Genomic DNA, 22,040 nt, shown 5'->3' on the forward strand with positions numbered 1-22,040 from the left:
CTATGCTTCCCAGAACAATTTGTCATGAGTTACAGTGCTGTTTAAAATACCGATATCCACTTCAAGTTGTTGGAATGCATCCACATCTGCTTTGAAGGTATTATCAATACCAGATATGAATGGGAAACTTTCTAATGAAAGAGCTTCTAAATCAGCATCAGCTACAATGTCTTCAGGGAGTAATTTAACTACTGCACTTGCATTGCCAGCATCAATTTGATCGTTTATGAATTTAGTAGCATCTTCATGAATAGCAACGATATCTTTTACTTTATCTTCATGGTTTTTGATGAAGTCATCAGATGCAACAACTACACAACATGGGTGGTTTGGTAAAATATCAGCAGAATCTTCTAAAACAACATTGTCACTGTTGTTTGCAGCAATACTTACATAAGGTTGGAAAGTGATGATTCCGTCAATTTGTTTTGTTTTTAAAGCATCATTCATTGAAGGAACGTTCATTGCTGAAATGTTTAAATCATCAGTAGATAATCCGTTTTCTTTTAAGTAGTATGTAAGCAATACATATTGGATTGAAGCTTCACCAGGAGTTGCGATTGATTTTCCTTTCAAGTCAGCTGCAGAAGTGATTCCTGAATCTTTGGTTACTACAATTCCACTACCGTCAGTTTGAGCGGAAGAAATAACTTTTACAGGAACACCTTTTTCAACAGAAGACAATACAGGTGCAATTCCCACATATCCAACATCGACTTCACCACTAGCCATAGCAGTCATCAAGTCTCCACCGTTGTTGAATTGTACAAGTTCAGTTGTAATGTTTTTCTCAGCGAATTTGCCTTGAGCGTCTGCAACGAATAATGCTGCATCGTGGTCAGATGGCAAATAGCCTATTTTTACAGTGTCATCTCCCCCACCTAAAAAGTCAAAGAGACCTGCACTGGCTGAACCCATTACAAGAAATGCAGCAAGTGCCAACACTAAAACAAATGTAATTTTTTTATTCATTTATAATCACCGAAATAATAAGTTAACTTATTACAGTTAATACTCTCTCAAGTACACTATAAATAAATTACCTCTCAATTTTATTAACAATTGTTATATTGAATCCCTAATTAAAGTAATAATTAAAGAACTATATAAAAGTTTTGAAAAAAATTAGGTAGGGAAAGTTAACTACCTTCCCAGAAAATCTTATCTTCAGAAATCGGCTTTTTCAATACTCCCAAATCGACTTCCAAATCCATGAAGTCCATAACGTCCTGTTTGAAACTGTCATCCAAACCAGATATCAATGGGAAACCAGCCAATGCCTTTTTCTCAACTTCAACATCACTTACGATATCATCAGGCAAAAGACCTGCAGCCTCATCAGTGTTGTTGTTGATGAAATCTGTTGCATTCTTATGGATTTCAAGAATCTTTGCGGTTTCGTTCGGATTGTTTTGGAGGAACTTGTCTGAAGCCACAACAACGCAGCATGGATGGTTCGGCAATATCTCTGATGAATCGACCAGTTTTGTTGCACCGTTTTCCTCTGCAATTGTCACGTATGGTTCAAATGTAATCATTGCATCAATCTTATTGGTTTTTAGTGCATCGTTCATTGAAGGAACCTTCATTGCTGAAACCTTAACATCATCCATGGACATTCCGTTCTGGTCCAGATAGTATGTGAGCAGCATGTGCTGAATGGAAGCTTCACCAGGAGTAGCCACCTTTTTGCCAGCAAGGTCTGCCACTGAACTGATTCCAGAATCTTTTGCAACAACAATGCCTGATCCTTCAGTCTGAGCGGAAGAAATCACTTTAACCGGAACTCCCTTTTCAATTGAAGACAGCACAGGTGTTATTCCAACATAACCTACATCGACTTCACCGCTGGCCATGGCAGTCATGAGATCTCCACCGTTGTTGAACTGAACCAGTTTGGTGTTTATTCCGTTTTCCTGAAACTTGCCTTGAGCGTCTGCAACAAATAGTGCCGCATCATGGTCTGAAGGCAAGTAACCGATAGTTACAGTATCACTGCCTCCTCCTAGAGCAAAATAGGCTCCTGCAACGACAATGACAATAACTGCTATAATAATTGCGATAATTTTGTTATCCATTTTATCACCGATTTATAATTTGATTGAAAAAGTATTAAAACTTAAGGTTCGACCTCGAAGAGGCAAAATTCATCCCCCATGGAATAACATTTCGTTTCGACAATCCTAACATCAAAACCAAAGAAATTGTAGAACAACGATTCAAACATTCCCACTTCCAAATGGCACTCGGGAAGACCAGTCTTTTCAAGCTTTGCCGATTCGAAGGATTGCCTGCAGGTAATCTGCAGATTATTTTTAACTTCAAATGTCAGAAAACCCAGATTGTTTTCAGCCCAATATTTGGAGATATTGAACAGGAAATGTTCGAAATCCTGATCATAAACCTGTGCAAATATGTAATCCCCAATATGATTTCCTATAGTGCGCATTATCGGATTGATTTCCATTCCATACTCCATAAGAATGGTTTTGAATGTATGCACCAGCATCAGATTATATTCAATTTCCCCTTCCTTGATGAAATTTTGAATTAGTCTTTTTGTCCTATCGTTTGATTTGATGGTGTTTGAATCGATAGAGCCCAACATCTTTGAGTTCAGGAAAAATATCTTCTTCCTATTGTCTGTTGGATCGGGTCTGTATTTAACGATTCCCTCTTCCCTTAAGTCTTTCAGGTGCAGGGAAACCACTGCTTTTGATTTTGCCGTGTTTTTGACAATCTCATCAAAGTTCATTTCGTTTTGTCTGAGCAAACTGATTATTTCATATTTCATCGGACTTTTGATAATGTCTATATTGACCATTTTTCGATTTTTGGCACTTTCAGCAATAAGTATCTGAATCGGGTTAGACGTTGTCATCAAGCCAACCTCCACAATGATTTATTAAACTTATTTAATTGTCTTAATCTTATATAAATATTTGTTTTTTGGCTTAAATTTAGTTTTAACAAATCTTGACAATCTATTTTTTAAAAAACAAGTTTTAAACTAATTAAAAAAAGTAATCAACTAATATTGATAATGAAAAAAAATGTCCCCCATAGATAAATTATTATTGAATGTTCACAAATATGAAAACATGCGAGAAAAATATTGAAAGGTTTGAATATGACGGCTGAAAAAATTGACCAGTGCATGAGACCCCACGGTGAGAAGGGCATCGAGACAATCAAAAACATGAACGAAAACCACAGGAACATCTCTGAATTTGCATTTGAATGCGTAAATGTTAATGTCGATACCAAAATCATTGACATCGGCTGCGGCGGTGGAGTAAACATCGAAAAGTTCCTGAAATTGACCAACAACAATGTCGACGGACTTGATTACTCTGATGTTTCGGTTGGAGAGTCCATCAAAAGAAACAAACAGGCAATTGATGAAAAAAGATGCCGAATCATCCAGGCAAATGTCTGCGATATGCCTCTTGAAGACGAAAGCTACGATTTGGCCTCTGCCTTTGAGACAATCTACTTCTGGCCAGATATAGGAAATACCTTTAAAGAAGTTTTACGAATCCTCAAACCAAACGGCCAGTTCATGATAGCTCAAGGAACTGACGGCAATCATCCCGATGATGAGAAATGGCTGAATAGTGTTGAGGGAATGAGCCTCCATACTGCTCCGGAATTGAAGAAATATCTGCTTGAAGCTGGTTTTGCAAGCGTTGATGTCTTTAAAAAAGAAAATGATTATATTTTAGTGGTTATTGGTAAAAAATAAATTGCCTGCAAAACATTTATATTCAATCAATAATATAATAACTATTGTTATATTCAATAGTTAATCTCAAAAATTTAAAACAACAATTGAAGCATAACATAACTCATCGAAGGATGTTTTTAAAAATAGTGTGATAAAATGAGCTTGGAAGATAAAATCAATGTTGTTTGTGATGTCTTAAAAGACAGAAAGGTAGCCATCGGCTTTTCAGGCGGTGCAGATTCCACACTGATAGCCTACCTCTCATCAAAGGTTGCATCAGACACACTGGCAATTACAATCGACAACAATATGTTTCCAACAGGATTTATTGAAAATGCCAGAAGAGCAACAGAATCCTTTGGAATAAACCATGAAATAATCGACATTGACTTTTATGAAGATGAAGACTTCCTGGCAAACAGCTCAAAAAGATGCTACAATTGCAGAAGCATGATGTATTCCAAAATCAAGAAAACAGCCAAAGAAAAAGGCTTTGATTTTATTTGTGACGGAAACAACATCAGTGATCTTGTAATTGACAGACCAGGAATATTGATTACATATAAACACAACTTCAAGACTCCCCTTATTAAAGCAAAACTTACTTCAAAGGAAATACACAAATACTTGAATGAAAATAACATTCCATATTCAAGGTCAACAACATGCCTTGCAACCAGAATTCCGACCGGCACTCATCTTTGCAGGGAAAACATTGAAAAAATCAGCTACTGTGAAGATTACATTTTGCACAATACCAACTGTGAAATCGTCAAGGTCAGGGATTTTGAGGAACTTGGTATTATTGAAGTGGACAACATTAATGAATTATTAACTGAAGATAAATATAATGACATTAACGATGAATTAAAAAGCAAAGGATTTAAAAAAGTTGCTTTAAATTTATCGAAAATCGATGATGATGAATACATTGACATCGACTTCTCGGAAGGTTCATTTTCATACCAACTTCCGTTTACAGTAAACCTTGAAAATACAAAAAGACAAATCGATAATGTCATTTTCGAAAGTCCCGAAAAACTTGAAGTTGAGAATATTGAAATATTTGAGGATGGACTGATTAAAGGCCATGATTTGGAAAGCCATGAAATTGCACTAGACAGACTTATGGAAATATTACCAAAACTAAGGAGAAATATTTAGGTGAAAAAATGCCAACAAGATACATAGGTGACGGATACTGGGAAATAGCTTCCCGTCAAATGAGCATAGTAACAAGAAGCGAACAGGAAAGATTCAAAGACGCAAAAATCACAGTCATAGGCTGCGGAGGAATCGGAGGCCAAACCATTGAAATGCTTGCAAGAATGGGTATTGGAGAACTTGTCCTTGTTGATAAAGACGCATTTGATCTATCCAACTTAAACAGACAGACTCTTGCTTCAATAGCTGATTTGGGTCTTGACAAAAGTGCGGTTGCTAAAGAAAAAGTCAGACTGATAAATCCGTATGTTAATGTCACCACTTTCAACGAACATGTTGACCAGACAAACATTGACAAAGTCATTGGAGATTCAAATATCGTAATCGATGCTCTTGACAATGTACTTACAAGAGTAATAGTATCAAGGGCTGCTAAAGAAAAAGGAATCCCATACATCCATGGTGCAATCCACGGAACTATGGGTCAGATTACAGTATTCTTGCCTAACAGCGACAAGACCTATGAGGAAATGTTCAATTTGCCTTCAGTCGGAAAAGAGCTTGATGATGAAACAATCAATGCTTTGAAAAACGTGACTTCCGGGGTTCCGCCAGTCATTGGTCCTACACCAAATCTGATTGGCTGTCTTGAAGCATTTGAAGCATATAAAATAGTGACTGGAGTCGGTAAAGTTACCGTTGCTCCAAAAATCTTGACTTTTGACTTATTGGATTTGAGTTCATTTTCACTGGATGAACTTTAAATCATCTATTTTTCTAAATCCACACGTTCAGGGGCAGTGAATATTGTAAATCTATTGTCTCTGACAAAACCAACCATCGTAATGTTTCCTGCACGAGCCACATCAATACCTGATGATGCAGGAGCAGCATTTGAAATTATTATTGGAATACCTACCCTAATGACTTTTATCAGCATGTCAGCAGGCATCCTTCCACTATATGAAATGTAACATCTTGAAAAATCATAACCTTCCCTTGAAGCGGCTCCGATTACTTTATCCACCGCAACATGACGACTGACATCTTCACGGATGATAATGTTGTCTTCATATTTCAGCTGCGCCACATGAACACCAGCAGTCTTTTGCCAGATTTTAGCCTCATCAGTCAGATGCCTGATGTCCTTAATAATTTGGCTTGCATCTATCTTCAAATCGGAGGTATTCGGTTCGATTGTTTTGAGTTCTGATCTGATTCCACCTGCATTGTCAGAGTTTACACCCTGATATTCCAGAAGTCTGCAGACACAGGCGTGTTCACAGTTTCCTTTTCTCTCCTGAACAATTCCTTCCTGTTCAAGGTCCTCTTCAGGATTGTGGGTGAGTTTTGTTGAAACCAATACATTTGTTCCGTCCAACCTTATTGATTCTATATCAGAATAATCTTTGATTAAACCTTCACCAAGACAGTATCCGATTGCAAAGTCCTCCAGGTCCTTTGGATATGTTGAAAACTTTCTTGGAGGCAGATAATCAATAAACAAATAAGTATATTCATCGTCAACACTATTTTCCTTGATGGTTTTGTATTCACCATCACACCATTGGATAACATCAGTTTGCCTTAAAAAATCCATAATATCACACTGATTAATAATATTAACAATTGTTATATTTAAAAATTTTGAAAACTACATGCCCAATATTAATCATCAAATATCATTAAAATTACCGATAAAACTTTTCAGCCAAATATTTGCCTGTTAAACTATTTTCAGATGCGATAATGTCTTCAAGAGAACCTGAAGCTAAAATTTCACCGCCCCGATAGTCATCATCGATTCCAATATCAATAATATAATCAGCATTGGCTATCAGGTCAAGATCATGCTCGATGACAATGACTGTAGCTCCATTATCAATCAGATAGTCCAATACGCTGATTAACAATTGCACATCCAGCGGATGAAGACCTATTGTAGGCTCATCGAATATGAAAACTGAATTTTTCTGTGACTTTCCAATTTCAGAAGCCAATTTCAGCCTTTGAGCTTCACCGCCTGACAGGCTTGGAGTGGACTCGCCCAAAGTCAAATAACCCAAACCCAAATCGGACAGTTTCTGCAGTTTTTTAGTTACCTTCTCAAGGCCGAACAATTCCTCCAGAGCTTCAGCAACGGTAAGTGCCATAATATCCGCAATGGACAATCCGTTGTATTTTATTTCCTCTGCTTTTTTATCATATCGTGACCCGTCACAGTCAGGACAGGTTATTTCAACATCAGGTAGGAATTGAACATCCATAGATACGCTTCCAGTGCCGTTGCAGGTCCCGCACCTCAGTTTACCTGTATTATATGAAAAATCAGACATCTTATATTCATCTGTCAGCTTTGCAAATTCCCGTCTTAAATCGTCAAGCACCTTCGAATAGGTTGCAACGGTGCTTCTGACATTCTGACCGATTGGAACGCTGTCAATCAAATCTATTTTTTTAATGCCTTCACAATCAATGTCCCTGATATCATTTGGCAAATCTTCACCGTTAATTTGGGATTTGACTGCAGGATAGAGTGCTTCCAAAAGTAAAGTTGTCTTTCCACTTCCAGACACTCCGGTTACCGCTGTGAGCTTGCCTTTAGGAATGCTGATGCTCATATTCTTAACATTGTGGATTTCATTGGTTTTAAGAGAAATGCATCCCTTTTCAAAGATTTCATCACTTTTATTTCTAATGATTATCTTTTCAGAATTTGTTAAAAACGCAGCGATTTGAGATGATTTGCATTGCTTTATTTCATCAAGTGATCCTTTAGCAATCACATTTCCTCCGTCTGCTCCCGCATGAGGCCCCATTTCAACCATATAATCTGCAATTGACAATATCCTAGTATCGTGATCGACCAGAACAATTGAATTTCCATCCTCAACCAGTCTTTTGATGACACTGATTAATCCGTCCACATTATTTGGATGAAGGCCTATTGACGGCTCGTCCAAAACATAGAGCACACCTGTAGTGCGATTCCTTAATGTCTTTGCAAGCTGAACCCTTTGCAGTTCCCCTGTTGATAATGTGTTTGAAGGCCTGTCAAGTGAAATGTAGCTCAATCCCAAATCAAGCAGAATATTTGCGTTGTCCATGAACTCCTCTGCAATATCCTGTGCCATCCCTTTCATCTCCTCGGGCAAATCATTGATTACCTCAGGAATCCACAATACGATTTCCTGAAGGTTCATCTGACATGCCTGAGCAAGATTGATTCCACCCAAAAGGGTTTGTCTTGCTTTTGAATTTAATCTTGTGCCTTCGCAGTCACTGCAGACTTTTGTGGTTAAAAACTTGTTAATCTTTGTCAATCCCTTTTCTGTTTGAGCATTTTTAAGGGCCTCTTCAATTGCCTTGTGTGCATTTCTATACTCGGCATTTAATTCAAATAGCTTGCCGTTTTTTGAGGGGATGTTAATGTATCTTTTGACTGCAGGTCCGTTATAGACAATGTCCTTTTCCTCTTCAGTCAAATCCCTGAATGGCACATCAACCCTAACGCCCAGCTCTCCGGCAACATGATACATCCAGGATATCCCGAACTGATTCCAGGCTGCAACTGCACCCTCTTCCAATGTTTTTGCATCATCCAAAACAAGTTTGCTGTCATCAACGTCCCTTATTAAACCAGTTCCGCTGCAGGTCGGACATGCCCCATCGGAGTTGAATGCATATTCTTCAGCGCCCAAACCATAGAATTCCACACCGCATTCAGGGCATTTTATTGGAATTTCACGGGCAACATTCAAGGTCGGCTCCTGCAGGTGCCCGTTTGGACATGTATAATTGCCGCATCTTGAGTACAATAATCTCAGGGAGTTTAAAAGTTCTGTTGATGTTCCGAATGTGGACCTAATGTTTGGAACATTTGGCCTTTGGTGAAGAGCCAAGGCGGCAGGGACATATTGGATTGAATCCACTTTTGCCTTTGCGCTTTGTGTGATTCTTCTTCGGGTGTATGTTGAAAGGGCATCGAGGTATCTGCGTGAGCCTTCAGAGTACAATACTCCCAGAGCAAGCGAAGATTTTCCTGAACCTGAAACTCCACTGATGGCTACAATTTTACCCAAAGGAATATCCACATCGATATTCTTCAAATTATGAACACTGGCTCCCCTGATGATTATCATATCCTGGTACATGATTAATATATTGGAAATCTGAATTTATATAATTATCAAAAACATTAACATTAATAACACCAAACCTAATATCATCGATGAAAGAACTGATTGCTATGTTTACCTATCCAAAAATATTGACACGAAAAGAACTGAAAAAGATTTCCAAATATCCCTGTGACGATGAAATAAAAGATGCATATACCAAATATTTATCCAATTACTCCTTCAAGGAATTTGTCAAATACTGTGAGGACAATGACAGTGATGATTTGGAAAAATTAATCTTCAGCTTCACAGATCTGCAATTGGAAAGATTCGAGCCGAATTCATTGATATGGATTTCACATGCGATGGTCAATTTCATGATTTATTTCGATGTCAATCTTGATTACGGCGAGTATTATGACGCCTATGCATCAGCGCTGCAATTTACAGTATTGTACTGCGCCATGGACATGACAATCAATAAGATTTCATTTGAAGATGTTGAAATTCCAGAACATTCCAAAACTTGTTTTGAAAAGTTTTTCGCCAAATGTCCGGATTTCAGATTTAATCTAAAAACAGACTGCAATCTGGCACACAAATCATTCAACACCAATTTTGACTTTACCGGTGAAGAATTCTACTTGAAAATGAAAAAGCACTTTGATGAATGCGACTATTTAAAAAAAGAGTGAAAAAAGAATTATAATAATTCTTTTCTTAAATCGATTGTGTCCTTCAAATCAGGTCCGGTTGAGATGATAGTGACTGGAACACCGGTTTCAGTTTGAATATCTTCAATGAAAGCTTTGGTTTCAGCGGATAACTCACTGTAGTCCTGTACACGAGCGCAATCGAACAGTCTGTCAACACATGTCAAAGCTATTTGGGTTGCTCCGTTGATTCTGCATGATTCCTTAGCGAGCTCCATGTCAAAGTAACCGATTCTTCTGCGTCTTCCGGTTACAACTCCGTATTCTTCGAGACCTTTGCTTTCAGCTTCTTCCTGAGTCATTTCAGTTGGGAAAGGACCTTCTCCGACACGGGAAATGTATGATTTGAACACATTGATGACTTCATCGACTTTAGTTGGTCCGACCCCAACATCAGCTGCAAATGTTGATGCTGTGGTATCCTTACTTGTTACGAAAGGATATGATCCGTAATAAAGTGAAAGGGCGAATCCCTGTGAGCCTTCAATGAATACGTCTTCCCCATTGTCAATGGCTTCATTGATTTCAACTGATACGTCAGTAATGTAATCTTCAAGTTCAGGAACATCCTTTGCCACATCAATTGATCTCATTACGCGATCTGAGTTTGCAGGTCCGCATCCTGAACCTGTACTTCCGATCTTTTTAGCTAAATGCTCAGAACTCTTATCTCTGTTGATATGGTCTTCAGAAATTATTGCACATCTAGGGTCAACGCACATCCTTTCTTTTACATTATACTTTTTCAAATCCTCAAATTCCTTAAACAGAACATCCGGATTGACAAGAACCCCAGCTCCAATCATGAGTTTGGCGCCGGTATGTACAAAACCTGATGGGGTTAATCTTAAACCATATTTTTCCCCATTGAATTCAACAGAGTGGCCTGCATTAGGCCCCACTCCTGCACGAGCGATAATGCTTGGCTTGTCATTGTCACAAAGGTAGGTGATGCATTTTCCCTTACCTTCGTCACCCCATGCTCCACCAACTAAAATACTACAAGTCATTTAATAACACCTATAAAATTAATCATGAATATTTGAAAATTTTAGAAAATATTCAACCATTAATATTTTATTGATACTAATTAAAAAGCTTTTCCAATATTACGGCCAAATAGTGAAAAACATTGAAATTAATATGAGCAGCATTTTAATCTAAATGCAATTGAGTTAATTAAAATCAAAACAAAACGGCAAAACATTTTTGCCGGCGATTCCGTTTTATAAGTAACATTATATATTTTAAAATCAAAAATACTATTGTAAAAGGGAAGATTATGAATTTATTAAGCAATGACAATAAATTATTAAATTCAGTTTTTAAAAACTTTTTATTTGGAACAGTGTTTTCTGTTGTATGCACTATCTTAGGCATTATTCTAAATGGAATACTAATCGGTAATTTTTTTGGCAAAATCGGACTTGCAGCAGCAGGTTTGACAATGCCCATTATCTACGGTTACCTGACAATAGCATATGTCTTCGCATATGGAGGTTCCATCGTTGCATCCAATCATATGGCCGATGAAAAGAGAGTGAACAACAATTTTTCAGTCACATGTATCGTTGCAGCCATTGTAGGAATAATCTTAACCATTTTACTCTTATTGTTTTCAACAGATGTTGTCCAAATATTGGGGGCTTCCGGCGAATCATTCAATGCAACAGTATCATTAATGAAAGGGTTGTCATTGGCAACTTTGCCTGCGATGTTTTTATACATTTTCGTCAATTACTCCCGAATCGATGGATATCCATTATTGGGCCTATATGCAGGTTTAATATTGTTTCTATCAAATTTGATTTTAGATCTGGCATTTGTATTGATATTGAAAACAGATATTTTTGGCGTTGGCCTTGCTACTGCATTAAGTGCAATAATTACAGTGTTGTTCCTATTGATGCATTTTCTTTCTAAAAAAAGTTCATATAAGTTCCATAAAAAACCAGAATTTAAACCTGAACTATACGAAATAATAAAAACAGGACTTCCAAGTGCATTAAATCAAGTTTACAATATGCTCCGTACAATAATTACAAATAACTTAGGGGCGATAGTTGGAGGAGTTATATTTGTAGGTGCACTGTCCGTGCAATCAAATGTCTATCTGCTGTTGTGCAGCATAGGCGTCGGAATTGGAACAACCACCCTTGCGCTGGGAGGAATATTCTATGGTGAAAAGGATAAGACACACTTAGAACAGCTATTGGGACTGTCCATTAAATATGCATTAATACTCGTTTCCATTACTGCAGTGATTCTGTATATTTTTGCCCCTTATTTCGTTTATGCATTTGGAAATAATCCAGACGTGTATGGCACTGCAATTAGAGGCATCAGAATATTTGCATGGTCCCTGCCTTTATCAGGATTATGTTATGTTTTCTTAAACTTTTATAATGCAACACAACAGCTTAAAATTGCCAATTACATAGGTTTTGCCCATAGTTTCCTATTCCTTTCAGCATTTTCAACCATGTTCGCATTCCTGATTGGAGGCGACGGCATTTGGATAAGCTTTGTATTATGCGAAATTGTCACATTGCTTAGTTTACCTTTCATAATTAAATTGAAGATTAAAAAGTTCCCTAAATCATTGAAGGATTTTGTAATCATAGACGAAGACCAATTCCCATCTGAAGACACTTATGTGGCATATATTGAATCTGAAGATGAGCTGATGGATATCGTTGAAAACCTTGATGAAAAATTGTATGATAATAATTTAGATGACAAAACCAAATTGAAAATAGAACTGATTCTAGAAGAAATGGGAAAAAATATTTTTACCCATGCATATAAATCTAATGAAAACAAATATATCAATATAAGAATTCGTTATAAAAATACTGAAGAAGTCATTGTTTATTTCCAGGACAATGGTGTTCCTTTCGATATTGGAAAGGATTACCTAGAAAAAAAGGAGTTTCATGGAATTAAAATTATCAAGAACTTTTCAGAAGACATAAATTATAATCATAACATTAAATTGAATAACAACAAGATTGTCATTCCTAAAAAAATAAATTTGTGATATTATGGATATGGAAATACAAAAAGACGGAAAAAAATTAGACATTAAAATAGTAGGCAGATTAGATTCAAAAACTGCTCCTGAACTCAAAGAAATGCTCAATGATGAATTGAAGGATATCGAAGAGTTGACTTTTGATTTGTCCGAATTGATTTATATTTCAAGTGCAGGACTTAGAGTAATCTTATCCGCTCAAAAAACAATGAACAAACAAGGATCAATGAAAGTTACAAATGTTCAGGACATTGTGATGGAAGTATTTAAATCAACTGGTTTTGTAGACATATTAACAATCGAGTAATTTTGAGGTCAGAATAATGGATTCAATCAAAATCGATATGTCTGAATTATCCCTTACGGAGCAATTTTACTTAAAATGCATTTCAGAGGGTGCCAAAGTTCGTGAATCATTAGATGTCATGACACAAGACCCAATGAAATATAATACAGAGTTATTGATGAAAATTATCGAAGACAACAAGGAAACCGAATATGGTCAAAAATATGATTTTGCAAACATTAAAAGCATTGAAGACTATCAGAATAAGGTTCCTATAACCGATTATGATAATTATGTTGATTATATCCGCAGAATGACTGAAAACGGAGAAAAAAATTTATTGACTTCCTATGAAATAGTTCACTATGCAAAGTCATCAGGCACAATGGGAAATCCTAAAAGGATACCCGCATCTTCCCTTAATAAAGAAATCAATTTTAAATATAATTATGCTTATCTATTTAATTTATTTGCCGAAAAAGTAGGTATTGACTGGATTAAATATCCTTTTTTAAACTTAACTGAAACTTCCATATCCACATTACCATCCGGCGATACTTATGGTTCCATTTCAGGTAAGATAATGGGAGAATTTGGAGACCAATTGCCTGATTTTGTCACATCCCCAATTGAAGCTCTGAAGCCGAAGCCTAAAACAGACATCCGTTACATTCATGCCCGTTTTGCATTAATCAATCCGGACATTCCATTTACAGTAACCAGTTTCGTTAGTTTGTTTTTAGAAACTCTACGTTACATTAAACGTAATTGGGAACTATTAGTTAAAGATATTGAAAATGGAACTATTGATGAATCCATAAAAATGCCAAAAGAAGTACGTGAAAGCTTACTCGGTAAAATTGAACCAATGCCTGAAAGGGCGGAGGAACTAAGACAAATATTTAAAGAAGGTTTTGACGAACCTACTGTTCCTAAAATTTGGCCAAAGATGTCTCTTCTCATAGGATGCGGAAGTGGGGGTTTTTCAAATTACATTAAAAAAATAAAAGAGTTCACAGGCCCTGACTTTAATTTTGCATTTATTGGACTGACTGCATCTGAAGGCATTTTTTCACTTTTCGTTGAACTGAACAATCCGGATTCAATGCTCATACCAGACAGCATGTTTTATGAATTTTTACCATTGGTAAATTATGGAGACTACAGTAAAGTCGTGACTCTGGACCAACTAGAGGAAGGAAAGGAATATGAAGTCATTACAACCAACCTATCCGGATTTTATCGTTACAGGATGAAGGATGTTATTCGTTGTATTGGAATGCATAACCATACACCAATAATTGAATTTTTATATAGGTTAGACCAATGCTTAAGTTTGGCTGGTGAGAAAATCAACGAAGAAAAGTTAAGAAAAGCGGCATATAAAACTGAAAATGAATTCGGATTCGATTTAATAGACTTTTCCGTTTATGCAGATTCTACCTCATCACCAATGAAATACGTTTATTTAATGGAAATAGAAGATTTGCCTGATGATGTAACAAAAGAAAACCTTCAGGAAAGGTTAAATGAGAATTTATGTGGAACTGACCCTCTTTTATTCAATAAAATGGAAAAAGGAATTATTGGAAAAACAGAACTTCGTTTCCTGCAACCCGAAACTTATTTGTTATATAAAGAATTGAAAGTTGCTAGAGGATGTTCACCTGCTCAAGTAAAGCCTCCTAGAATCTTAAGGGAGGAAGAGGACATAAGTTTCTTTAATGTTTTACTATATGATGATTTAGAACAAGATGGAGGATTAGATATGGAAGAAATTATTCTGAAATCCGATTCAGAGAATTTAGATTCCATTATGTTAAAAATTGAAGAATATCTCGAAGATAAAAATATTGCAATGAAATCAAAATTACAATTAGAGTTGATAATTGAAGAAATATTTGTAAATATCTGTAATTATTCATATGAAAAAGAAGGAGAAATAAAAATCCAATATTGTCTATTAGAAGATCCTTTGAGGATAATTGTGAATTTTATAGATAATGGAATGGAGTTCAATCCATTGAATAAAGCAGTCCCCGATTTAACTCTCAATGCAGACGAAAGAGACATTGGAGGATTGGGTTTGACAATAGTTAGGAAAAATGCAGACAGACTTGACTACAAGTATGAAAACAATCAAAACATTCTAACTATTGAAAAGATATTTTAAATCCCTTCAATTATTCCATCTAATCAACACACCAGTACAGAATTTCAATAGTTTGTCTGTATCTAAAATCAATCTAATCAGTTCATTTTAATAATAAGCATTGTAGTATCGTCAACAAGTTCATGATTGTTGCAGAATTCGTTGATGTCCTTTTCAACGGATTTCAAGATAACATCTATTTCATTATCCTTATTCTGATTTAATATTTTTTGTAGCCTTTCTTCACCATACAATCCGTTTCCATCGTTTGCGAAAGTAACCCCATCAGTATACAAGAATAACATATCATCATGGTTCAAATGAATAACATTCTCCTCATAATGCATATCTTCCATTCCTGCTAAAAGCAATCCCGGTTTAACATCCAAGAATTCAAAATCACCATCATTTTTCTTAATTAATGGATTTTTGTGTCCAGCATTAACATAAGACAATACGCCAGTTTTTGTATTAAGTTTTCCAAGCCAACAACCAACAAACAAATCTCCAATATCATCTTTACAGAGTTCGTTGTTGACCTCATGTAATGCCTCTGACAAATCTGAATAATGGCAAACATAATCCCTGATTAATGTCATGGATTTTACCATTATTAATGAGGTGGCCACACCTTTACCGCTGACATCACCTATTACAAATCCAATATGATCTTCATCAATTTTGAAATAATCATAAAAGTCTCCGCCGACTTCACGTGCAGCTTTCATTAATCCCCAAAGACGGACATTATTATTATCGTCGAACTTTTCGAAATCGGTTGGAATCATGGCATGTTGAATTTCATTAGCCAATTTGAGTTCTGTTTCATACCTTTCCTTTTCTTTGGTTACATCCAATAAATTTGCACTGTAATCGACATATTCCCGCTCCATATTAAGCAGGGATTCAGACAATGATTTAATTTCATTGCTTACAGTAATAGAATTTAAATTGACAACTAACCTTTTTAAATCATCATCATCATTTATTTCTTCAGACAGATATTTGGATAACTGATTGATTGGTCTTATGAGCTGGTTGTCCAAAAATAGGAAATAAATTAGCAAAGGTATGAAAATAGCCAATAGGAATCCGGATAAAATCAGCAGATAATTAAAGAATTCGGATGCAAAATCATAATAATTATAAAATCCGATTATTGTAAATGAAATCAATAATATTGTAGGAATCAATGCTATAATAAGAAATATTGAAAAGAACAGATTATAAAATATTGTAATTTTTCCAACACTGTTTATTTTAAAAATGCCTTCATCAAATGGTTTGAATAGATATATTATTAATAATATTAAGATTAAACCAAAACAGAATACATTCGGAGTTCTGAATGTAACTATTAAAAGAATTAATGCACTTATGAAGAATAGACGATACAATTTCTCAGGAATGTATTCTTTAAATTGAACCGTTGGAGTGTATAATGCAATATTGAACTTAGCACACAATCCAATTCCCAACAATAGCAAGACTATTCCGAATGTAATTATCATGAAATAACTTTCAAGATTTAAACTGACAGTTAAATTGAATATCTGATTAAAGAACAGATATGTAAGCAAGACCATGACTAATGCAATATCTATTATCTTGAAAAAGCTATAAAAACTGTTTAAACTTGGTATTCCATAACGTTGTTTATAATTTAAGGAATACCATAATTTCCAAGGCATTATACCCAATACCAACAGAGATGTGAAACTTAATAGGATTGTTGGAACATTACTCATGTCTAAAAACAAAATCCAATATACAATTTCAACTATGGCAAATCCCAATATTGAAAAAGGACCCAACAATAAACTTAACAACAGAATAATGGACAGTTCCAAGTGCATAGAATTACTTTCAAACCAGAATGATCCAATTAAAATAAGGATTATATTTACTGCCATGGAAAATAACACAATAAATTTTCGTGACTTGAAAAGCTCTTTACTAATCATTTTCTAACCTTCCATTATATTTTATAATCAACATTGATGTGTCGTCAAATTGCTCACTGTTATTGCAGAATTTATCAATGTCCCTGTTGACTTCATTTATTATACCGCTTAATTTTTCATCCTTATTTTTATTGAGAATATCCCTTAAACGATCTTCTCCATAAAATTCATTATAATTTTCATTAGCTTCAGTAACTCCATCAGTATACAAGAATAACATGTCACCTGCATTTAAATCAATTTCATGTTCAACATAGGATATTCCTTCCATCCCACCAATGACCAAATTCGGATGGGTGTCCATGTATTCGAAACTATTGGAGTCATGTTTGATTAACGGTTGGTTATGTCCAGCATTTACATAAGACAATTTTCCTGTTTTTAGATTCAATTTGCCAATCCATGTTGTTAAAAAGAATTCCTCATTGTTTCTTTCATAAGCCAAATCGTTTACTTCTCCAATCATTTGTGATAGATTCTCATTGAATCTCGAATGATTCTTAATTAAATACAATGTTTTAACCATGAATAATGTTGCAGGAATCCCTTTATCACTTACATCACCAATGACAAAATAAACGTTGTCGTCATCAACTTTAAAGTAATCATAAAAATCCCCTCCAACTTCTCTTGCGGGACTCATATATGCATAAACTTCAAATAATTCCTTTTGTGAAAATTCCTCGAAATCCGTTGGCAACATATTTGATTGAATGTCTCTTGCCACATCAAATTCCGTTTCGAATATTTCCTTTTCAGAAGTTGCAATCTGAAGCTGGTCCAAATTGGTTTTGATACTGTTATATATCCTTATAAATGATCTGGCTAAAACTCCAGTACTATCCTCGTTGTCAATGTACTTCTTTAATTTATCCAAGGATTCGTTTCTGTCTTTAGTTTTAAAGTAATTATCTGCAAAATCAATGAAGTCATAAAGAGGATTTGTAATCCTATTTTCAATTACCTTTATATGAATTAAAGAAACTAATAAAGTCAGCACGCTTGTAAATGCAATGATAAGTAAAAATTGATATGAGGGATCCTCAAATGTAGAGCCCAGCACCGGAACAAATGACAAAATCAACATCTTGAAATAACCGAAATTCAATCCTATTGTTATTGTAATAATGATTAGGAATATCAATATGATTTCCTCAATAATCGAATAATTGTCGTTTGTCGGTTTGATTTCCTTGTCAAAAGTGTTGAAAATTATCAGTAGCGAAGTTACTATTAAAATGAAGTAGAAAATATGCTTTATGAACCTGATGCTCACAATGAATTCCTTAAACATGATATAGAAAACGCACATCAAAAGCACTGCTAAAAGATAATACATGTTAATGTTAACTTTTGTAATCCTTCTTTTTGGAGTCTGTAAAGGTATTTTAAGTATATTGAAAGAACTAATCAGCAGCAATCCCACAATTATGGAAAACGTGATGATATTCAAAATGTAAGGCACGTTGAAATTCACATCAGTGACTGAATATGTATAATTCAGACCAGGATAAAGTGAGAATGAAATAACCAACAGTGCAAAGTATACGATTGAAACAATTACTGTTATTAAAAAGAACTTTACAATATTGTATGTTGAATTAAATCTCGGAGTGTCGATCTTTTTGCGGGTAAGAATGTTGTACCATAATTTATACGCCAATATTGAAATAAAGAATGTGGTTGCAAAATCAATGATAGGGGTTGGAAATCCGATTCCCTCAATCAGTTCCCCCGTTAATGTTGCAAATGCAAAACCAAAAGCGCCTACTGGACCGAACATCAAACCGAATGTCGGGGCCAAAGCCATGTCCACGAATATATAATTTCCACCAATACGCATACACTCAAAAAGATAGTTGAATACCAATTCCACGCAAAATGTGAAAATGAAAATAAATATTTTGTTACTAAATAATTCTTTAATCTTTGAGGGAACCATCAAATATTATTTTTAGCATGTGAGTATATAATCCTTTTTATATTTTTCTTCATGTTATTTTCAAAACATTGTAAAATATTCAAATTTACATCAATTTAATAATAGTTTTAATATTTAATTAAATATCAAAAATCCGATTGTCATGAATATACTCATTTCAAGACACCTAAATTTTGATAATTTCAATTGAATATTCATATAATATTAAATATAATATAAGTCAAAATATTAATCATATAAATTATAAACTTAGGTAATTCACATGCATGTTGAAAAACAATATAGAGAATTAGAAGACATCGAGGAGATACGAGTTTATAATATTGACCCTAACGAGGTTTTCATTGACGTTCCCCCCGTAAAGGAACCTGAAAAAGTTCGTTTCAGCAATGTTATGAAGCACGTTCCTTCCGACATTAACGTCTTTTTACCTGTAGATGGTGGCGAAGACTTTATTGTTCAAAGGATTGGATGGAATCTTCTTGAAAGACTGAATTTGAAATTAGAAGATGTTGAAGGTCGTTTATTTAGCGAAGTATCCCCATTTTACTATGAAATATTTAGTGAAAGCTTTAAAGAGGTTTATGAAACTGGTGAAACCAAAGCCATGAGAATTTTTTATTACCTCAGCGATAAAATTCGAACCCTTGCAAATATTCATATAATTCGGGACGAAGATGAAATATTTGCAATTTCCGATTTGAAAAAAGCAGATACAGATGATAAATCTCCAGAAGAGCAGCAAAAAGAAGAGGAAGAAAACAAAGCCACTTTAATAGAATACTTCTCACAAACCGGAAGCTATTACAAAACCCATGATGAGTTTACATGGACGCCTGGAATATATAATATAATAAACCGGTCAAAAGAGACAAGCGATGCCTATTACAACATCATCTTCGATCTGGTAATACCTGAAGACAAACCTTTGGTGGAAGAATTGCTTGATACAATGAGCCCTGAAACCGACACCTACGAAAACATCATACGTATCAAGACCCCTGGAGGACACATCAAATACCTCGACACATATCTCTACTCAAAATTTGATGAAAACGGCGAAGAAATCAGCCATTACGGATTGTTCAAGGACATAAGTGTTGACTCCCACAAACACATGACTCGACCGGTCGACTTCATGCTGAACGGATTCAATCATAACTCAAAATTGTCCCTGCTTGTTGAACCTTTAAGCAAACGCTACGAGTTCAGTGAAGGATTCTATAAAATGATTGAAATTCCAAAAAACGAATATATCCATAATGAAAAGATTCTTGACAACATTATCGAAGAAAATGTCCGGGAAGAAATTAATAGATTGATTAAAGGCGAATTAAACGAAGTCAATCAGGTATTCACCTATAAGGTCAATGGTGATGAAGACAATTTGAAAATATGTGAATTATTTATTGAACGTTTCAAATATGGAAACCAGGAGCACAGCATTGGATTTTTAACAGACATTACCCTTTCACGCAAAAAGCAGCAGGAACTGATAAAGTCAAATGCGACCAAAAATATACTGATTAAAGAAGTTCACCACAGGGTAAAAAACAACCTTCAGGTATTGAACAGTTTCCTGAATCTTGAAAGAAGAGCTTATGGAGATAATCCAAACAGTATTTTAGACAACATGCAAGCCCGTTTATCTTCACTGGCGCTACTTCACGAAAAGACATACAATACAGAAGACTTCATCAACATCAACCTTGAAGACTACATGAAGGACCAGGACTCCACATTGCATATGCTGTTCGGAGCAAATGACATCAACTTCACTTCAGACGTTGACCCAGAAATCCATCTTTCAATGGACGTAATTACCCCATTGCTTTTAATTGTTGATGAATTGACAATGAATGCTATCAAACATGCATTTCCAGACCCTGACATGGAAAACAAAACAATATCCAAAACAATCAGGTTTATTGATGAATACATATGTGAATTAGTACTGAAAGACAACGGAGTTGGTGTAAAAGACCCTAACTCCCTAATAAATCACAATTTAGGTGGGGAGATAGTTAAAAACTTAACAAAACAGATTAATGGAGAACTAGAAATTTTAGACTGTGAAGTTGGAACTGGATTCAGAATAATATTCCCAGTGAACTTTGACCATACCCTTGATTACCATCGCGAAACAGGAGGTGACTTCTAATGAGAATCGAAAAAACATATCGTAAGCTAGAAGATGTTGAAGAAGTAAACATCTACGATATTAAAGAAAGTGAGCTATTTCAACAGGTTCCTCAGGAATTTGAAATGCCATACACTCCCTTTGAAAAGACATTAAATCTAATTAATAACGATATAGACATTTTCGTGCCGATTAATAACGGTGAAGACTTTATTGTCCACCGGCTCGGATTGAGCGCCCTTATACGAGGACATATCAAACAGAGCGATGTTGCGGGACGTTTACTCAGTAAAACATCCCCCGGTTTTTATAGCGTTTTAAAAGAGCCTTTAAAAGAAGTTTTTGAAACCAAAAACATTAAGAAAATGAGATTTTATTATCATTTCCATGAAAAACTGGCCAGATTTTCAAATGTCACAATTCTTTATGACATGGACAAATTGATTTTAATTTCAGACCATAGGGACAATCGTGAAACCAATTTGCACATATCAGACGATGACAAATACGATGAGAAAGCCAGCCTTATTGAATACTTCTCACAAACAGGAAGTTACTATAAGATTAAAGACAGATACTCATGGACCCAAGGTGTTTACAATATCATTAACCGTGCACGTGAAGAAAACGACGAATACTACAATATCATCTTCGATTTGGTCATTCCCGAAGACAGACCAATTATTGAAAAAATGCTCAAGGTCATGGACCAAAAAAGAAGTAACTACGAAGCAGTCGTTAGAATTAAAACCGATGACGGAACATTGAAGTATATTGAAGTGAGCCTTTATTCCAAA

General features: G+C 35.2%; 16 protein-coding genes and 1 pseudogene. 9 read left to right on the plus strand and 8 right to left on the minus strand.

What is annotated here, in order from left to right; all coding sequences use genetic code 11:
- The 3 genes from Q0W26_RS02165 to Q0W26_RS02175 all read right to left on the minus strand — a co-directional run bounded on the left by Q0W26_RS02165 (nucleotide 1) and on the right by Q0W26_RS02175 (nucleotide 2,881).
- Entirely contained in the window at nucleotides 1–972 is a 972-nt protein-coding gene (locus Q0W26_RS02165) for an ABC transporter substrate-binding protein (protein ID WP_298521868.1), read from the minus strand.
- A gap of 167 nt (nucleotides 973–1,139) precedes the next feature.
- Complete coding sequence (locus Q0W26_RS02170; RefSeq protein WP_298521870.1) at nucleotides 1,140–2,078, minus strand: ABC transporter substrate-binding protein; 939 nt, start codon at nucleotides 2,076–2,078, stop codon at nucleotides 1,140–1,142.
- Between the two features lie 41 nt (nucleotides 2,079–2,119).
- Nucleotides 2,120–2,881 (minus strand): V4R domain-containing protein, encoded by a 762-nt coding sequence (locus tag Q0W26_RS02175; RefSeq protein WP_298521872.1) that lies wholly within the window; start codon nucleotides 2,879–2,881, stop codon nucleotides 2,120–2,122.
- Between the two features lie 249 nt (nucleotides 2,882–3,130).
- On the opposite strand from Q0W26_RS02175, the gene Q0W26_RS02180 reads away from it, so the two are divergent.
- From Q0W26_RS02180 to Q0W26_RS02190, 3 genes are all read left to right on the plus strand, one after another.
- Nucleotides 3,131–3,745: a class I SAM-dependent methyltransferase gene (locus Q0W26_RS02180; protein ID WP_298521873.1), complete on the plus strand. Its 615-nt coding sequence runs from the start codon at nucleotides 3,131–3,133 to the stop codon at nucleotides 3,743–3,745.
- Nucleotides 3,746–3,883: 138 nt separating this feature from the next.
- The gene (gene larE / locus Q0W26_RS02185) at nucleotides 3,884–4,891 is read left to right on the plus strand and encodes an ATP-dependent sacrificial sulfur transferase LarE (RefSeq protein WP_298521876.1); all 1,008 of its coding nucleotides are present in this window, start codon (nucleotides 3,884–3,886) and stop codon (nucleotides 4,889–4,891) included.
- Between the two features lie 8 nt (nucleotides 4,892–4,899).
- Complete coding sequence (locus tag Q0W26_RS02190) at nucleotides 4,900–5,655, plus strand: HesA/MoeB/ThiF family protein (RefSeq protein ID WP_298521878.1); 756 nt, start codon at nucleotides 4,900–4,902, stop codon at nucleotides 5,653–5,655.
- A gap of 5 nt (nucleotides 5,656–5,660) precedes the next feature.
- On the opposite strand, the gene fdhD is transcribed toward Q0W26_RS02190, so the two are convergent.
- Together fdhD and Q0W26_RS02200 are read right to left on the minus strand one after the other, a co-directional pair.
- Entirely contained in the window at nucleotides 5,661–6,491 is an 831-nt protein-coding gene (gene fdhD / locus Q0W26_RS02195) for a formate dehydrogenase accessory sulfurtransferase FdhD (protein WP_298521881.1), read from the minus strand.
- 91 nt (nucleotides 6,492–6,582) lie between these two features.
- Entirely contained in the window at nucleotides 6,583–9,045 is a 2,463-nt protein-coding gene (locus Q0W26_RS02200) for an ATP-binding cassette domain-containing protein (RefSeq protein ID WP_298521883.1), read from the minus strand.
- Between the two features lie 77 nt (nucleotides 9,046–9,122).
- Between Q0W26_RS02200 and Q0W26_RS02205 the strand changes: the two genes are divergently transcribed.
- Nucleotides 9,123–9,707, plus strand: a complete 585-nt coding sequence (locus tag Q0W26_RS02205) for a hypothetical protein (protein ID WP_298521886.1) — start codon at nucleotides 9,123–9,125, stop codon at nucleotides 9,705–9,707.
- Between the two features lie 8 nt (nucleotides 9,708–9,715).
- Here the strand turns inward: Q0W26_RS02205 and Q0W26_RS02210 are convergent, their stop codons facing one another.
- Complete coding sequence (locus Q0W26_RS02210) at nucleotides 9,716–10,735, minus strand: adenylosuccinate synthetase (RefSeq protein ID WP_298521887.1); 1,020 nt, start codon at nucleotides 10,733–10,735, stop codon at nucleotides 9,716–9,718.
- Nucleotides 10,736–11,007: 272 nt separating this feature from the next.
- Here Q0W26_RS02210 and Q0W26_RS02215 point away from each other — a divergent pair, with 272 nt between their 5' ends.
- Genes Q0W26_RS02215 through Q0W26_RS02225 form a run of 3 tightly spaced genes read left to right on the plus strand, consistent with a single transcriptional unit; the run spans nucleotide 11,008 to nucleotide 15,218 of the window.
- A complete protein-coding gene (locus Q0W26_RS02215) occupies nucleotides 11,008–12,765 on the plus strand; it encodes an MATE family efflux transporter (protein ID WP_298521890.1) in 1,758 nt (585 codons plus the stop codon).
- 4 nt (nucleotides 12,766–12,769) lie between these two features.
- Nucleotides 12,770–13,066, plus strand: coding sequence for an STAS domain-containing protein (locus tag Q0W26_RS02220; protein WP_298521892.1), 297 nt, complete (start codon nucleotides 12,770–12,772; stop codon nucleotides 13,064–13,066).
- 16 nt (nucleotides 13,067–13,082) lie between these two features.
- A complete protein-coding gene (locus tag Q0W26_RS02225; RefSeq protein ID WP_298521894.1) occupies nucleotides 13,083–15,218 on the plus strand; it encodes a GH3 auxin-responsive promoter family protein in 2,136 nt (711 codons plus the stop codon).
- A gap of 77 nt (nucleotides 15,219–15,295) precedes the next feature.
- Here Q0W26_RS02225 and Q0W26_RS02230 read toward each other — a convergent pair whose 3' ends face one another.
- Nucleotides 15,296–17,110, minus strand: coding sequence for a PP2C family protein-serine/threonine phosphatase (locus Q0W26_RS02230; RefSeq protein ID WP_298521897.1), 1,815 nt, complete (start codon nucleotides 17,108–17,110; stop codon nucleotides 15,296–15,298).
- Nucleotides 17,111–17,153: 43 nt separating this feature from the next.
- Entirely contained in the window at nucleotides 17,154–18,971 is a 1,818-nt protein-coding gene (locus Q0W26_RS02235) for a PP2C family protein-serine/threonine phosphatase (RefSeq protein WP_298521903.1), read from the minus strand.
- Nucleotides 18,972–19,365: 394 nt separating this feature from the next.
- Between Q0W26_RS02235 and Q0W26_RS02240 the strand changes: the two genes are divergently transcribed.
- The gene (locus tag Q0W26_RS02240) at nucleotides 19,366–21,264 is read left to right on the plus strand and encodes a histidine kinase dimerization/phosphoacceptor domain -containing protein (protein WP_298521898.1); all 1,899 of its coding nucleotides are present in this window, start codon (nucleotides 19,366–19,368) and stop codon (nucleotides 21,262–21,264) included.
- Nucleotides 21,264–22,040 (plus strand): annotated as a pseudogene (locus tag Q0W26_RS02245) (hypothetical protein); the annotation flags it as partial. The gene Q0W26_RS02240 and the pseudogene Q0W26_RS02245, both read left to right, overlap by 1 nt.

This window comes from uncultured Methanobrevibacter sp. (assembly GCF_947169325.1).
Taxonomy (GTDB): Archaea; Methanobacteriota; Methanobacteria; order Methanobacteriales; family Methanobacteriaceae; genus Methanocatella.

Excerpts from the sequence above, each read along its gene's own strand:
- Q0W26_RS02165 (WP_298521868.1), bottom strand. The coding sequence starts at position 972 with ATGAATAAAAAAATTACATTTGTTTTAGTGTTGGCACTTGCTGCATTT.
- Q0W26_RS02170 (WP_298521870.1), bottom strand. The coding sequence starts at position 2,078 with ATGGATAACAAAATTATCGCAATTATTATAGCAGTTATTGTCATTGTC.
- Q0W26_RS02175 (WP_298521872.1), bottom strand. The coding sequence starts at position 2,881 with ATGACAACGTCTAACCCGATTCAGATACTTATTGCTGAAAGTGCCAAA.
- Q0W26_RS02180 (WP_298521873.1), top strand. The coding sequence starts at position 3,131 with ATGACGGCTGAAAAAATTGACCAGTGCATGAGACCCCACGGTGAGAAG.
- larE (WP_298521876.1), top strand. The coding sequence starts at position 3,884 with ATGAGCTTGGAAGATAAAATCAATGTTGTTTGTGATGTCTTAAAAGAC.
- Q0W26_RS02190 (WP_298521878.1), top strand. The coding sequence starts at position 4,900 with ATGCCAACAAGATACATAGGTGACGGATACTGGGAAATAGCTTCCCGT.
- fdhD (WP_298521881.1), bottom strand. The coding sequence starts at position 6,491 with ATGGATTTTTTAAGGCAAACTGATGTTATCCAATGGTGTGATGGTGAA.
- Q0W26_RS02200 (WP_298521883.1), bottom strand. The coding sequence starts at position 9,045 with ATGTACCAGGATATGATAATCATCAGGGGAGCCAGTGTTCATAATTTG.
- Q0W26_RS02205 (WP_298521886.1), top strand. The coding sequence starts at position 9,123 with ATGAAAGAACTGATTGCTATGTTTACCTATCCAAAAATATTGACACGA.
- Q0W26_RS02210 (WP_298521887.1), bottom strand. The coding sequence starts at position 10,735 with ATGACTTGTAGTATTTTAGTTGGTGGAGCATGGGGTGACGAAGGTAAG.
- Q0W26_RS02215 (WP_298521890.1), top strand. The coding sequence starts at position 11,008 with ATGAATTTATTAAGCAATGACAATAAATTATTAAATTCAGTTTTTAAA.
- Q0W26_RS02220 (WP_298521892.1), top strand. The coding sequence starts at position 12,770 with ATGGATATGGAAATACAAAAAGACGGAAAAAAATTAGACATTAAAATA.
- Q0W26_RS02225 (WP_298521894.1), top strand. The coding sequence starts at position 13,083 with ATGGATTCAATCAAAATCGATATGTCTGAATTATCCCTTACGGAGCAA.
- Q0W26_RS02230 (WP_298521897.1), bottom strand. The coding sequence starts at position 17,110 with ATGGCAGTAAATATAATCCTTATTTTAATTGGATCATTCTGGTTTGAA.
- Q0W26_RS02235 (WP_298521903.1), bottom strand. The coding sequence starts at position 18,971 with ATGGCTTTGGCCCCGACATTCGGTTTGATGTTCGGTCCAGTAGGCGCT.
- Q0W26_RS02240 (WP_298521898.1), top strand. The coding sequence starts at position 19,366 with ATGCATGTTGAAAAACAATATAGAGAATTAGAAGACATCGAGGAGATA.